Origin of the sequence: Novosphingobium mississippiense (assembly GCF_044029535.1) — a bacterium.
GTDB lineage: Bacteria > Pseudomonadota > Alphaproteobacteria > Sphingomonadales > Sphingomonadaceae > Novosphingobium.
The window spans coordinates 504,281-519,068 of sequence record NZ_CP147001.1 but is presented as its reverse complement, the minus strand read 5'-3'; the positions used below and the strand labels follow the sequence as shown (position 1 = coordinate 519,068).

Here is a 14,788-nt window from a genome sequence, read left to right as displayed (position 1 = left end):
CACCCTATGGCGTACGTCGCACCTCCCGCTCCCATCCCAACAATAGCCAAAAACAGGAAGAGCACGTCCTATTCGGACGAAAAAAACCATTAAATTTTGGCAAGATAAGCTTACAACAGATCTGTTGATAGTTCGTCGCAAACGAAGACTTGCTGCACCACCTATAAACCCCTTGGGGCCTGCTAGATCTGGAACGGTTCCGGCTTTCGCAGGCGGGATTGGGGTAAAATCTATGGAATGGTTCAGGGCAAACGCGCCTATTAGGCTTAAGCTGCTGATTTCATATGGTAGTATGGTCATATTGACTTTGGCCTGCGGGCTGGCCGGCATCTATCTTCAGCATGAAACGGCGCTCTGGGTCGTTCTTGCCACCAGCGCTGTCGCAGCGGTTCTGGGATCCGCCTATCGCGAGGCTATCGCCGGGCCTTATGTCGCCACGGTGGTCCGAATGGAGGGGCTGGCTGCCGGCGATCTCGAAAGTCCGATCGAATTCACCCATTTCCGGGACTGCGTGGGGCGCATGACGCAGGCTATGTTCCAATTCCGGGCCACCGCGCAGGCGGAAATCGCGCGCGGCGCGGAAGCACAACGCCATGGCCAGGTGGTGCAGGGCATGGCCGATAACTTCCGCAGGCTTTCCGCCGGCGATCTGACGGCCGACATCGTCGAAGACTATCCCGGCGAATATTCGGCACTGAAAGATAGCTTCAACGAAGCCCTTTCCAGCCTGCGCGGACTGCTGGGAACGGTAAAGACCGGCACGCAGAACAGCCTGGTCGGCTCCCGCGAGATCGCGCAGGCTTCCGAAGACCTGGCACGACGTACCGAAGCCAATGCCGCCAGCCTCGAACAGACGGCTGCCGCGATCCAGCAGATCGACTTGCGACTGAAAGCCACTGCGGAGGCGGCGACCCGTTCGGTAGAGACATCCGGGCAGGCGATGGCGGCGGTGCATGAAGGACGGACCCGCACGGATGCAGCAGTGGATGCCATGAACCGCGTCAGCGAAAGCGCCAAGGGCATCGATGCCGTGATCGAGGGGCTGGACAAGATCGCGTTCCAGACGCGCGTGCTGGCCATGAATGCCGCGGTTGAGGCAGGACGCGCCGGCGATGCAGGGCGGGGTTTCGCCGTGGTCGCCGACCTGGTTTCGGCACTGGCGATGCGCGCCGAAGAAGAATCGAAACGCGCACGGGATCAGCTGGGCGTGACCCAGACCGACATCGAAGCGGCGGTGGAGGCTGTGCACAAGGTTGATTCGGCGTTCGGAGTTATTTCGGTTTCGGGGGAGGAAGTGACACGCCTGGCCGATCAGATCGCCGCCGACAATGATGCGCAGGCCGCCGCGATCGGGGAAATCAATGCGGCGGTAAGCGCCATGGATCATTCGACCCAACAGAACGCCGCGATGGTGGAGGAAACCTCGGCAGCTGCACGCAATCTGTCTTCAGAAGTGGCGGCGCTGGCCACCGAGGCGGAGCGCTTTCGCATGACCCCCGCTCCGGCCGGTTTCCGCCCGATGCTGGTGAGCGGGCGCATCTGAAATGACGTTGCGCCGCAAGCGCGCAAGTAAACACAATTGGCCGTTCTACCTCGCGCTTGCACCTGCGAGCGCGAGACGGCATAGCCCCGGCCCATGCACGATATCCGCCTGATCCGCGAGAATCCCGAAGGATTCGACGCCGGCCTCGCCCGCCGTGGGGTTGCCCCCGTGGCCGCTGACATCCTCGCCCTCGACGAGCAGCGCCGCTCGGTCGCGACGCGCATGCAGGAAGGCCAGAATCGCCGCAACGAAGCATCAAAGGCGATCGGCAAGGCCATGGGCCAGGGCGATGCCGCCACCGCCGAAGCACTGAAGGCCGAAGTCGCCCAGTTGAAGGACACCCTCCCCGCGCTGGAAGCCGAGGAGAAGGAGCTTTCGGCCCAGCTTCAGAACGCGCTGGCCGGCCTGCCGAACATCCCGGTAGCCGAAGTGCCCGAAGGCGCGGACGAGACCGAGAACCTGGAAGTCTCCAAGTGGGGCACGCCCGGCACTTTCGCCTTCACGCCGAAGGAACATGCAGACCTCGGACCGGCGCTCGGCCTCGATTTCGAAACCGGCGCGAAGCTTTCCGGCGCGCGCTTCACGTTCCTGAAAGGCCAGATGGCCCGCCTCCACCGTGCGCTCGCGCAGTTCATGCTGGACACGCAGACCGCCACCAACGGCTACATGGAATGCATCGTGCCGCTGCTGGTGAAGGACGAAGCGGTATTCGGCACCGGCCAGCTTCCCAAGTTCTCGGAAGACCTGTTCAAGACCACCGACGGCCGCTGGCTGATCCCCACCGCCGAAGTCTCGCTGACCAACGCGGTTCAGGACGAGATCGTCGATCTTGAGGCCCTGCCCTTGCGCATGACCGCGCTGACCCCCTGCTTCCGCTCCGAAGCGGGTTCGGCGGGCCGCGACACGCGCGGCTTCATCCGCCAGCATCAGTTCGAGAAAGTCGAACTCGTCACCGTCTGCCAGCCCGACCAGTCGGAAGCCGAGCACGAAAAGATGGTCGCTGCCGCCGAATCGATCCTGCAGGCGCTGGAACTGCCCTATCGCAAGGTTCTGCTCTGCTCGGGCGATATGGGCTTCACCGCGAACAAGACCTTCGACCTGGAAGTCTGGCTGCCCGGCCAGCAGGCCTATCGCGAGATCAGCTCGATCTCCAACTGCGGCGACTTCCAGGCCCGCCGCATGAACGCGCGCTTCAAGCCGGAAGGCTCGAAGAAGACCGAGTTCCTGCACACGCTCAACGGATCCGGCCTCGCGGTCGGCCGCACCCTCGTCGCCGTACTGGAGAACTATCAGCAGGAAGACGGCTCCGTCCTCGTGCCCGAAGCGCTGAAGCCGTGGATGGCCGGGATCGACAAGCTGGAGCCCTGCTTCTGATGCGCATCCTGCTCACCAACGACGACGGCATCAACGCTCCCGGCCTCTATGTCCTCGAAAAGATCGCCGCGCAGCTTTCTGACGACATCTGGATCTGCGCGCCGAGCGAGGAACAGTCCGGCGCCGGCCACTCGCTGACGCTGGGCCGCCCGGTGCGGATGCGCGAACATGCGCCCAAGCGTTTCTCGGTCACCGGCACGCCGACCGATTCGGTAACCCTGGGCCTCAAGAAAGCCCTGCCCGGCCCGCCCGACCTGATTCTCTCCGGCGTCAATCGCGGCGCCAACCTGGGCGATGACGTCACCTATTCGGGCACCGTCTCGGCAGCTATGGAAGGGGCGATGGCCGGCATCCCCTCGATCGCCTTGAGCCAGGTTTATGCAGGCGAAGGCCACGGCAACAACGTCAGCTTCTCCGCGGCCGAAGAATGGGGCGCCAAAGTGCTGCGCCCGCTGCTGGACATTCCGTTTGCACCGCGCACGCTGATCAACGTGAACTTCCCGCCGGTGGCCGCCGCCGACGTGAAGGGCATCCGCGTGGTCCGTCAGGGCTTCCACGACTATGCGCGCGGTTCGGTGGTCGAAGGCATGGATCCGCGCGGGTTCCCCTACTTCTGGTTTGGCCTGCACGGCATCGAGCACACGCCGGGCCACAACACCGATCTGGAGGCGATTGCCGAGGGCTGTATCTCGGTAACGCCGCTGCAGCTGGACCTCACGCACGACGCCTCGCTGGCGCAGATCGCGAGCCGTTACGAGGCATGATCCGCCGTACGTTTACCCTGCTTGCAACGCTGGTGCTGGCCAGTGCGCCCGCGTTTGCCGCAACGGCGACCGAAAAGGTCCACGTGGTCGAGCAGGGAGAGACGCTGAATGGCATCGCCAATCGCGCAGGCGTTTCGGCCAGTGCGATCGCCAAGGCCAACGGGCTGAAAGCGCCTTACGCCGTGAGGATCGGCCAGAAACTGACGATCCCGCGCGCGGCGTCGACCAAGCCGTCGGCAGCCTCCACACCGACGCCCACCGCCACGCCCACGCCCGAGGCGCGCACTGCCGCACGGGCACAGACGGTGGCGCGCAAGGCCGCCGCAGCCTCTGCCGAGACGGAGGAAATCCATGTGGTGGAACCCGGTGAAACGCTGGGTGGCATCGCCCAGCGCGCCGGCGTCGCAAGGGTGCTGATCATCGAGGCGAATGCGCTGCAACCGCCGTTTGCCGTGCGCACCGGGCAGCAGTTGAAGATCCCGCGCACACGGCGCTACGCCGTAAAAGCAGGCGACACCGGCTTCTCGATCGCGATGCGATACGCCGTGCCATGGGAACAGGTTGCGCTGGCCAACGGGCTAGATCCCGAAGGCTCGGTCAAACCGGGTCAAACGCTGCTGATTCCCACCTTGGTCGATGCGAAGTCGGCGCCGGTTGCGCCCCCAGCATCCGCCACCACTCCGGCCTCCGCCGCGAAACCCGTCGCCACGCGCTTCCTCTGGCCGGTCTCCGGCCCGCTTCGTCGCAAGTTCGCCGCCGGCGCCGATCCGCATGACGGTATCGACATCAAGGCGCCCGAAGGCACGATGGTCCGCGCCGCCGCCGGCGGCACCGTGAAGTTCGCCGGGGCGGAAAAGCAGCAGTTCGGCAACCTCGTCCTGCTCGATCATGGCAACGGGTGGTTCACCGCCTACGGCTTCCTCAGCCGGGTTACCGTGAAGGCAGGGGCGAAAGTCGCCGCGGGAGAGCGCGTGGGGCTGGTCGGCAAAACCGGCCTTGCCAAGGGTGACGAACTGCACTTCGAAGTGCGCCGCGACGGCAAGCCCGTAGACCCGCTGGACGAGTTGCCCAAGGCCCCCTAAGCTTCCCGGCGCATGTCGAAAAAGCGCCCCGTCCGTGCGGTGTTCAGGCCGCTGCGCCGCTCTCTGGCGGTTCCGGTCTGGGCCGATGTCGTCCTGCGACTGGGCGGCGCGTTCCTGCTGATCTTCATCGTCATCATGGTCCACTGGTCCGATCGGGCGGGCCTGAACGACACGCATGACGGGCAGGTCAGCTTCCTCGACGTCGTCTATTTCACCATGATCTCGATCACCACCACCGGGTTTGGCGATATCGCCCCGGTCAGCGACCGCGCGCGGCTGATCGAGGCGGTGCTGGTCACGCCGATCCGCCTGGCGGTGATCACCATCTTCGTGGGCACCGCCTACAATTTCCTCATCAAGCGAAGCTGGGAGACCTGGCGCATGAAGCACATCCAGGAACGGCTCGAAGGCCATATCGTCGTGCTCGGCTTCGGGGTCAGCGGTTCCGAAGCGGTCAAGGAACTGATCGAGCGCGGCACCGATCCGGCGCGGATCGTCGTGGTCGATCCCGCACAGGCGCGGCTTGCGCAAGCGGAGGGGCTGGGCTGCAACGTGCTTCAGGGCGACGCCACGCGGGACGAAATCCAGAACGCCGTGCGCGTGGGCACCGCCAGCACCGTGCTGGTTTCCGCCGGACGGGACGATACCTCGGTGCTGATCGTCCTCACCACCCGCCACCTCGCCCCGAACGTGCCGATCACCGTGGTGATCCGCGCCGACGACAACGAACTGTTGGCCCGTCAGGCCGGCGCCAACAACGTGATCAACCCTGTGCGCTTCACCGGGCTGCTGCTGGCGGGATCGGCCGAGGGGCAGCACGTGGCCGAATATCTATCGGACCTCGCCTCGGTGGCGGGGCGGGTACAATTGGTGGAGCGGCCGGTGGAACCGGCCGAAATCGGCCAACCGCTGGATCGCCTGGCCACCGGCGGACGCGGCCTCAGGGTCTATCGCGGTGATCGCTGCATCGGCTTCTGGGAAGACGATGCGAAAAGACTGCAGGCCGGCGACATCGTGGTGGAGATTGCGCCCACCAAGGCGTCCGACGCCGAACCGTCAGGCTGAAAGCAGACGGCCCCAATCGATCAAGCTCCAATCAAGCCAGCGCCCAGAACACCAGCCCCATGGCCAGATAGGCCACCAGCCAGAACGCACAGTCGACCACGCGCTTCAGCGGCTCCGTAGAAAGGCGCAAGTGCGTCAACCACACCGCCGGAATCACGAAGGCGATGGCCACACCCCCCGTCTGCATGAAATAGAGCCACGGCTTCGCCGCCAAAGTCGCCTCGCCGATCCGCGCAAAGTTATGGCCCAGCATGATCGAGGAAACCAGCATGACGAGCCCGACCACGCCATAGTTGGCCGTGCGCTGCGCATTGCCCGGAAACAGCTGCCGCCCGGTGCGGAACATCGGCCCGTGCCACACGATTCCCACCGCAATCGCCAGCGCCGCCGCAAGGAACACCGCCAGCCAGTTCACCGGACCCATTGCACACCCTTTCGTCCCTGCGGCACAGGCACAACCCGCGCCCGCCGCATCCTGATGCCACCGGCGTAGTGGTACGGCGGAACTCTCGCAAGCGATCCGCGCAGCAACGCACGCGAATCCCCCCTTGCCGCTTTTTTGAATTGCCGCTTTTTGAATTGCCGCTTTTTGAACGAAAACACCCGCCGCCCTGCCTCACGACAGTCGCCTTGGTGAATTCGATCATCGGGCGCCGTGCCCGCAACTCGGCCCCTTGCGAACGCAATTTCCATGACTTGCGCGCCACCGCGGCCCGGCGGCCGCAAGCCGACTCGCCCGGATTCCATTCAATTCGTGACTCCGGGGCACAATCGGAGTATCGGGCGCGCCATTCCTATGGCTATTGAAATCCCCTCCCCGCCCAAGGTCGGCATGGTCAGCCTCGGCTGTCCCAAGGCGCTTGTCGACTCCGAACGCATCCTCACCCGCCTGCGCGCCGATGGCTACACGATGAGCCCGGACTATGCCGGCGCCGATGTCGTGCTCGTCAACACTTGCGGTTTCCTCGATTCCGCGAAGGAAGAGAGCCTCGCCGCGATCGGTGAAGCCATTGCCGAAAACGGCCGCGTGATCGTCACCGGCTGCATGGGCAATGAGGCTGACGTGATCCGCGCCCGCTTCCCGGATGTGCTGGCCGTCACCGGCGCGCACCAGTACGAAGCCGTGGTGGAGGCCGTGCACGACGCCGCCCCGCCCGAGCTTTCGCCTTATGTCGACCTGATCCCGCAGATCTACGACGAAGCCGGCGTGAAGCTGACGCCGCGCCACTACAGCTATCTGAAGATCTCGGAAGGCTGCAACCACGCATGCTCTTTCTGCATCATTCCGTCGCTGCGCGGTAAGCTGGCGAGCCGCCGTATCGACGCGGTACTGCGCGAAGCGGAAAAGTTGGTGCAGGCCGGCACCCGCGAACTGCTGGTGATCAGCCAGGACACTTCGGCCTATGGTGTGGACGTGCGGCATGAAACGCGCATGTGGAAGGACCATGAGGTCCGCACCCACATGACCGATCTGGCCCGCGAACTGGGCCAGTTGAAGGATGCGCAAGGCCGCGCCCCCTGGGTGCGCCTGCACTATGTCTATCCCTACCCCCACGTCGACGCGGTAATCCCGCTGATGGCGGAAGGGCTGCTGACGCCCTACCTCGACATTCCCTTCCAGCACGCGGCGCCGTCGGTTCTCAAGTCCATGAAGCGCCCGGCGAACGAAGCGAAGGTCCTCGAACGCTTGCACAAGTGGCGGGAAATCTGCCCGGATATCGCCATCCGTTCCAGCTTCGTGGTCGGCTTCCCCGGCGAGACGGAGGACGATTTCCAGTACCTGCTGGACTGGCTGGACGAAGCCCAGCTCGACCGCGTGGGCGCGTTCCGTTTCGAACCCGTCGAGGGCGCTTCCGCCAACAACCTGCCGAATCCTGTTCCGGAAGAGGTGAAGGAAGAGCGTTACGCGCGGATCATGGAAAAGACCGCCGCGATCAGTGCCGCCAAGCTTCAGGCCAAGGTAGGCCGCGTGATCCCGGTGATCATCGACGAAGTGGGTGAGCCTGACGAAGACGGCGAAATCGGTGCAACCGCCCGCTCGCAGGCCGATGCGCCGGAGATCGACGGCAATGTCTTCCTGCGCAATGTAGGCGATCTGCAAGTCGGTGATATCGTTGACGTTCTTGTCGAAGATGCCGACGAGCACGACCTTTACGGCGCATTGACCCAGGGTTGATCCCGATCGGTTCTGCGCCCTAGAGTTGCAAGTCTTGCAATCGGGGGCGATTTTTTCGCGTTTGCGGAGAATCGATCGCAACAGCATATGGAGCGGGCCTTTCAGGCATCCTCTCCCAAAAACTTTCCAAGGGGCTGGTCTTCGGACCGGCCCTTCTTTTTTGCCTGCTGCACGCGTGCGCCAATTACCCCGGTCAGCTTGCGCGCGCAGCACTCCTGGGCTTGTGCCCGGTCCGGAAAGCGCCCCTCACCTATAGCCACTGAACGCTGCCCCGAACATTTCGTCGCTCCCCGCGAAGGCGGGGTCCCTGCTCTCTTCCACCACGCCCCGCAGAAGGAAGCCGGATCCCCGCCTTCGCGGGGATGACGACTTGGATGGACTGATTGGATGGTCAGCGAATTTTTCGTGCTCTGGGAACGTCGCTCGCGATCCTTCAACGCATCCACCGCAGTGACCAGGATCATCCATTAATCCGTCAAAAGACGGCGGAAATGCAATTCATTCAAACCACTTCCACGCATTTCCGGGATTTTTCCCAAGCCTAAGTTGCACCTCTTGCAACTACACTCCAGTTTTTCGCGTTTGCGGAGAATCGGTCCGGCGAGCATATGGAGCAGGCCTTTCAGGCATCCTCTCCCAAAAACTTTCCAAGGGGCTGGTCTTCGGACCGGCCCTTCTTTTTTGCCCGCAGCCCGACCAGCTTTCGGCAAGGCTATTGCGCACACCTCTTCCACGGCATGTCCGCGACGGTAGCCCCATACGCATGGCGCCTACCCATCGCATGAAGCGCCGGCCCTTCGCGCGCATGTAACGACGCGCCCTCCGGCACGCTCAAACCCGCGAAAACCGCTGGAGAATGCAAATGCCTCAAGCCGAATGCACGCAGTTCCGCTGGTTCGCCCCAGCGATGAGTTGCACACTATGCAATCATGCTCCATTTTTTCGCATTTGCAGCAAAACCTGTCTGGCAGCATAAGGATCGGGCCTTTCAGGCATCCTCTCCCAAAAACTTTCACGGGCTGGTCTTCGGATCGGCCCTTTCTTTTTGCCCCGCTTCCGCGCAGCCTTGGCATTGAGTTTGCCGGGCTTCGCTGTAGCGTCGCGCCATGAATCGCACCGTTCTCACCCGCCTGCTCACGGCCGGCGCCCTCATCCTCACGCCGACCACCCTTGCCGCCGCTCCCGCGCCGCAACCGGCGGCTGCCGCTTCGACAAGTGCCGCGCTCACGCCTGCGCAGGAAAAGGCGATCGACGAGGCCGTGACCAAGGCCCTCGCCCACAGCGGCGTGCCCTCTGCCCAAGTCGCCATCGCGCGCGGCGGCCAGATCGTGCTGGCCAAGGCCTGGGGCAAGGCGGCAGACGGTATGCCCGCGCGGCCCGACCAGCCCTACCAGATCGCCTCCAACTCCAAGCAGTTCCTGGGCGCGCTGATCCTGAAGCTGCGCGATCAGGGCAAGCTCTCGCTGGACGACAAGGTCTCGCAGTACCTGACCGGCGTTTCCGGCGGGGACGAGATCACGATCCGTCAGTTGCTGTCACACACCTCGGGCCTGCGCGACTTCTGGCCACAGGACTACGATTTCGTCGACATGCGCACCCCGGTAAAGCCGGCGGAGATCGTCAAGCGTTGGGGCACTGCCCCGCTCGACTACAAGCCCGGCACGCGCTGGCAATATTCGAACACCGGCTATGTCGTTGCCGGCCTGATTGCGGAGAAAGCGGGCGGCGCCCCACTGTGGCAGCAGTTCGAGCGTGAGCTGTTCCAGCCCCTCGGCCTCCACCCGCTCAAGCTGGACGATACCAACAAGCCCGGATTCCCGCAGGGCTATCACCGCTATGCCCTCGGCCCGGTGGTTCCGGCCACGCCACCTGCCTCGGGCTGGCTCTGGGCGGCCGGCGAAATCTCGATGACCGCATCCGATCTGGCGCGCTGGGATATCGCCCGCCTCCACCGCACCCTGCTGCCCGCTGCCGACTGGGCGGAGCAGGAAGCCCCGGTGATCCTGGCAGACGGCACCAACAGCGCTTACGGCCTCGGCGTCTTCACCCGCACGGCCGATGGGCGCCGCATCATCAACCACGGCGGCGAATCGACGGGCTTCCTCTCGCAGGCCACGATGTATCCCGACAGCGATGTCGCCATCGTCGTCCTGACCAATGCCGATTTCGGTTCGGTGACCGGCTCCGTCACCTCCGCAATCGCCGATATCGTCATGCCGCGCGACTTGCCGCTCGACAGCGGCGAAGCACCGCGCACCGCCGACGCGCGCGCCGAACTGGAAGCACTGATCGCCGGCAAGTTCGACGCTGCGCACTTCACCGCCCACGCGCAGGACTACTTCTCGGCCGCCGTGCGCAAGGACTATCGCGAGAGCCTGACGCCGTTGGGCCCGCTGACCGCCTTCGAACCAGCCGGCAAGCCCAAGCTGCGCGGCGGTTTCGTCAACCGCACCTTCACCGCCACCTTCGGCATGCGCAAACTGGCAGTCTCCACTTACGCAGACCCCGGCGCAAAGGGCGCGTGGGAGCAGTTCATCGTAATGCCTTCTGACGATTGACGGCAGAAACGCCGTCGGGCTGACGATTGACGGCACAAACGCCGTCGGGCGGGTGGCGGTGTCCCGTCGGGTCGGCTAGCCAAGGCGGATGGTCGATTCGTCGCGTATCTACACCGCCGCCCTCGTCGTTATCGGTGACGAGATTCTCTCGGGCCGAACCCACGACAAGAATATTGCCCAGGTCGCCACCTGGCTACAGGTGCAGGGCATCCGCCTGAAGGAAGTGCGCGTGGTGGCGGACGATACGCCCGCCATCGTCGAGGCGGTGAACCTGCTGCGCGCGCGCAACGATTACCTCTTCACCACCGGCGGTATCGGCCCGACGCACGATGACATCACCGTGGACGCCATTGCCGAGGCGCTGGGTGTCCCGGTGATCGTCCATCCGGAAGCGCGGGCGATCCTGGAAACCTATTACGAGACGCGCGGCGGCCTTACCGAAGCGCGCCTGCGCATGGCGCGCACGCCGGACGGCGCCAGCCTGATCCCCAACCGCTACACCGGCGCGCCGGGCATCCGTTACGACAACGTCTTCATCATGGCCGGCGTGCCCAGCATCACCGCCGGCATGCTGGACGCGCTGACCGGCACGCTGGACGGCGGCGCGCCGCTGCTGTCCGAAACGGTCGGCTGCTGGGTGGGCGAAAGCGAAGTGGCGGACCTGCTGCGCGAGACGGAGAAAGCCTTCGCAGGCTGCCAGATCGGCTCCTACCCGTTCTGGGGCGAAGGTCGCACCGGTGCCAACTTCGTGATTCGTTCGGTCGATGCCGACCAGCTTGCCGCCTGCACCCGCACGCTGGTCGAAGGGCTGGCAGCACTGGGCAAGGCGGCCGTGCCGGGTGGGATTTAGCCTCATCTCCCTCGCCCCGATCTTTCTTGCCGGCGCTGCGCCGCAAGAGGCCGAATTCGAACGCCTGCTGGCCAGCAACGACAGCGCCACCGCCGCGCTGGGCGAATGGTGCGCCCTGCACCGCAGCGCCGACGCGCCGGTGGTCACCGCCAAGCCGGTGAAGGGCGAGGACGCCGCCCTCCCCTCAGACGCGCGGGCGCTGCTGGAAGCCAGTGGCGAGGAACCGCTCGGCTATCGCCACGTCCGCCTCACTTGTGATGGCGTGACCCTGTCCGAAGCGCACAACTGGTTCGTGCCCGCGCGGCTGACCGACGCGATGAACGCCACCTTGGCCACTACCGATACGCCGTTCGGCAAAGTCGTCGCCCCGCTCCACTTCACGCGGGAACGGCTCGAATCGCGACACGGACGCCTTGAAGGCTGCCCGCCCGGCACGTTCCTGACGCACCGGGCGCTGCTGCGCCTGCCGGACGGGAGACCGATCAGCCTCGTCGTCGAATGCTACCAGCGAGAGGCGCTGGAGAAATAGATCAAGCTGCGCCGTTACGCTGCTACCGCCTCGGTCCCGGCGATCGAGGTGCGGTGCATCATGCGGCCGGTCGACTTGTCATAGGGGATCGCCCGATGCATCGCGCCGGTATTGTCCCAGATCACGAAGTCACCCTTGGTCCACTTGTGCCGCAGCGAGTAAGCGGGTTGCGCCGCCCATTCCTGCAGGCGAATCAGCATCGCGCGACCGGCCGGCACTTCCATGCCGACGATGTGGTCCGCCGTCGTGCCGATCACCAGAGACTTGCGTCCCGATTCGTGTGTCCACACCAGCGGATGCTCCTTGATCAGACCGATGCCCAGCACCTTCTCGCGGTGCTTCTCCGGGATCGCATCGGCAATCGGCGAGAGGCTGGCCCGCACCGAGTGGACGGCCTTCATGCCTTCCAGTTCGCGCTTCTCTTCGTCCGGCAGACCTTCGTAGGCCGCGTACGTGCTGGCAAACTCCGTCTCGCCACCCTTGTCTGGCGCGATGCGGCAGGACAGCAGCGTCGCAAACGGAGGCGGCATGTCCACGGTGATGCCATCCATGTGCCAGAAGAAGGTGCCCAGCACATATTCGGGCTGCGGGTTGATCTTCTCGTCCAGCGTGACCTGATAGACATCCTCGTCATTCGACTGGACGTTGTTGCGCGCGGTCAGGCGCACCTTCTCGCCCATCAGGTTGGTGATTTCCAGCTGCTCGGCGTCGGTCAGGTTCAGTTCGGGGAACACCACCACGGTGCGCTCCTCCACCTTCGCGCGGATCGCCTTGGCCGCTTCAGGCGTAAATACGTCGGCGCGATCGTCCCAGACCACGCGCGATCCGATGTGTTCCTTGATGTCTTCAAAGCGGATAGCCATCTGGCCGCCTCTCCCGTTTCGTTATGCTGAACACATGTACAGCGCAACGCACCGCTTGGCAATCGCACACGATCGCACAAGGGATGCGTCGTTGCCCCGAAAATGCCGTTCCCGCACCGCAAGGTGACAGTCAGGTTGACACGGTTGACACTATCCTGAAGCCAAATCCCGCCCCCGTTTCCGAAGCGGCCTGACACGCCGAATTCCAACGATTTCAAGGAGCGGTTGCAATGGCGATCATGCCTGCGGGCGGGCCTGTAGGAAACCGTTGCGCCAACCGGATGCCTCCAACACCCCTGCTGGTCACTTCCTCTCCCGCTCTTAGGGGGAAACCCCGATATCGCCTCAGGGGAGCATCGGTAGCCTCCAACCTGCTCGCTGCCAGACCGCTGGCGAGAAGGAGAGTCCCGATGCCCAACGGAAAACCCAATATCCTTGTCATCTGGGGTGACGACATCGGCATGTGGAATGTCGGCGCCTATACCCACGGCATGATGGGGGACACCCCGAACATCGACCGCATCGCCAAGGAAGGCATGATCTTCACCGATCACTACGGCCAGCCCAGCTGCACCGCCGGGCGCGCCGCCTTCGTCATGGGCCAGCTTCCGGTTCGCACCGGCATGACCACTATCGGCATTCCCGGATCGCCGCGCGGCATCCAGAAGGAAGACCCGACGATCGCCGAAGTGCTGAAGGTGGCGGGCTACAAGACCGGCCAGTTCGGCAAGAACCACCTGGGCGACCGCAACGACTTCCTGCCCACCGTCCATGGCTTCGACGAGTGGTTCGGCAACCTCTACCACCTCAACGCCGAGGAAGAGCCGGAGGAGCTGGACTATCCGGGCCAGAAGGATCCCGAATACAAGAAGAAGTACGGCCCGCGCGGCGTGCTTCACGCCTGGGCCACCGACACGCATGACGATACCGATGACGGCATCTTCGGCGTACGCGGCAAGCAGAAGATCGAGAACACCGGCCCGCTGACCCGCAAGCGCATGGAAACCTTCGACGGCGAAGTGCTGGAAAAGACGATCGACTGGCTGGACCGCAACAAGGAAGGCCCGTTCTTCTGCTGGTTCAACACCACCGCCATCCACATCTTCTCGCACCCCCAGCAGAAGTACAAGCAGATGGCCGTGGACGAAGGCCGCGCCGAGGAAGACGTGGTCCGCGCCAAGATGATCGAGCATGACGAGCAGATCGGCGTGCTGCTGAAGTGGCTGGACGACAACAACCTGGCCGACGACACCATCGTCATCTACTCCACCGACAACGGCAACGAGATGATGCTCTGGCCGGACGGCGGCTATGCCCCGTTCCGCGGCGAAAAGGGCACCACCTGGGAAGGCGGCGTGCGCGTGCCGATGCTGGCGCGCTGGCCCGGCCATATCCCGGCCGGCAGCAAGAGCAACGCGCTGCAGAACCACGAGGACGTCTACGTCACCCTGGCCGCTGCGGCCGGCATGCCGGACATCAAGGAAAAGCTGCTGGAAGGCACCAAGCTGACCGGAGAACTGACCTACAAGGTGCACCTTGACGGGTTCAACCAGCTCGACACGTGGACCGGCAAGACCGAGAAATCGGCCCGCATGACCTATTACTACTATGACGAGACCGAACTGACCGCAGTGCGCGTGGGCAACTGGAAGATGCACATCGGCGTGAAGAAGGAAGGCTCGTGGTGGAATGCCAAGAGCTATCCCTCGGTGCCCTACATCTTCAACCTGCGCATGGACCCGATGGAGAAGATGGACCCCGAAAGCCACGAATGGGGCTACATCGGCCGCAAGTTCTTCGCCTCCAAGCTGTGGGCGCCCACCGCGGCGACGCCGTACCTGGCGGCCCACCTCAAGAGCCTGCAAGCCTATCCGCCGCGCCAGGCAGCCGATACGCTGAGCATGCACAAAGCGCTGGAAGCGGCGATGGCCAAGCTCGACAACCCGGCCGCCAGCAGCAACTGACGACCGGCAGGCAGCAACCC

The 14,788-nt window shown here is 64.3% G+C and carries 12 protein-coding genes; 10 read left to right on the top strand and 2 right to left on the bottom strand.

Features of this window, described 5'->3' with window-relative positions; genetic code table 11:
• Positions 1–292: 292 nt before the first annotated feature.
• The 5 genes from WBP06_RS02430 to WBP06_RS02410 all read left to right on the top strand — a co-directional run bounded on the left by WBP06_RS02430 (position 293) and on the right by WBP06_RS02410 (position 5,828).
• Positions 293–1,543 (top strand): methyl-accepting chemotaxis protein, encoded by a 1,251-nt coding sequence (locus tag WBP06_RS02430; protein WP_395331516.1) that lies wholly within the window; start codon positions 293–295, stop codon positions 1,541–1,543.
• Between the two features lie 93 nt (positions 1,544–1,636).
• Positions 1,637–2,917, top strand: coding sequence for a serine--tRNA ligase (gene serS, locus WBP06_RS02425; RefSeq protein WP_395331514.1), 1,281 nt, complete (start codon positions 1,637–1,639; stop codon positions 2,915–2,917).
• Positions 2,917–3,681 (top strand): 5'/3'-nucleotidase SurE, encoded by a 765-nt coding sequence (gene surE / locus WBP06_RS02420; protein ID WP_395331512.1) that lies wholly within the window; start codon positions 2,917–2,919, stop codon positions 3,679–3,681. The genes serS and surE overlap by 1 nt, the downstream gene beginning before the upstream one ends.
• Positions 3,678–4,763, top strand: a complete 1,086-nt coding sequence (locus WBP06_RS02415) for a LysM peptidoglycan-binding domain-containing protein (RefSeq protein WP_395331510.1) — start codon at positions 3,678–3,680, stop codon at positions 4,761–4,763. The genes surE and WBP06_RS02415 overlap by 4 nt, the downstream gene beginning before the upstream one ends.
• A 12-nt stretch (positions 4,764–4,775) precedes the next feature.
• Positions 4,776–5,828, top strand: a complete 1,053-nt coding sequence (locus WBP06_RS02410) for a potassium channel family protein (RefSeq protein ID WP_395331508.1) — start codon at positions 4,776–4,778, stop codon at positions 5,826–5,828.
• 31 nt (positions 5,829–5,859) lie between these two features.
• Here WBP06_RS02410 and WBP06_RS02405 read toward each other — a convergent pair whose 3' ends face one another.
• Positions 5,860–6,252: a DUF1761 domain-containing protein gene (locus tag WBP06_RS02405; protein ID WP_395331506.1), complete on the bottom strand. Its 393-nt coding sequence runs from the start codon at positions 6,250–6,252 to the stop codon at positions 5,860–5,862.
• Positions 6,253–6,624: 372 nt separating this feature from the next.
• On the opposite strand from WBP06_RS02405, the gene rimO reads away from it, so the two are divergent.
• The 4 genes from rimO to WBP06_RS02385 all read left to right on the top strand — a co-directional run bounded on the left by rimO (position 6,625) and on the right by WBP06_RS02385 (position 11,941).
• Complete coding sequence (rimO, locus tag WBP06_RS02400; protein WP_395331504.1) at positions 6,625–8,004, top strand: 30S ribosomal protein S12 methylthiotransferase RimO; 1,380 nt, start codon at positions 6,625–6,627, stop codon at positions 8,002–8,004.
• A gap of 1,106 nt (positions 8,005–9,110) precedes the next feature.
• Positions 9,111–10,562 (top strand): serine hydrolase domain-containing protein, encoded by a 1,452-nt coding sequence (locus WBP06_RS02395; RefSeq protein ID WP_395331502.1) that lies wholly within the window; start codon positions 9,111–9,113, stop codon positions 10,560–10,562.
• A gap of 88 nt (positions 10,563–10,650) precedes the next feature.
• Positions 10,651–11,412, top strand: coding sequence for a competence/damage-inducible protein A (locus WBP06_RS02390; RefSeq protein ID WP_395331500.1), 762 nt, complete (start codon positions 10,651–10,653; stop codon positions 11,410–11,412).
• Complete coding sequence (locus tag WBP06_RS02385; protein WP_395331498.1) at positions 11,402–11,941, top strand: hypothetical protein; 540 nt, start codon at positions 11,402–11,404, stop codon at positions 11,939–11,941. The genes WBP06_RS02390 and WBP06_RS02385 overlap by 11 nt, the downstream gene beginning before the upstream one ends.
• A 14-nt stretch (positions 11,942–11,955) precedes the next feature.
• Here WBP06_RS02385 and WBP06_RS02380 read toward each other — a convergent pair whose 3' ends face one another.
• Positions 11,956–12,804, bottom strand: a complete 849-nt coding sequence (locus WBP06_RS02380; RefSeq protein ID WP_395331496.1) for a TauD/TfdA dioxygenase family protein — start codon at positions 12,802–12,804, stop codon at positions 11,956–11,958.
• Between the two features lie 410 nt (positions 12,805–13,214).
• Between WBP06_RS02380 and WBP06_RS02375 the strand changes: the two genes are divergently transcribed.
• Positions 13,215–14,768 (top strand): arylsulfatase, encoded by a 1,554-nt coding sequence (locus WBP06_RS02375; RefSeq protein ID WP_395331494.1) that lies wholly within the window; start codon positions 13,215–13,217, stop codon positions 14,766–14,768.
• Positions 14,769–14,788 lie beyond the last annotated feature (20 nt).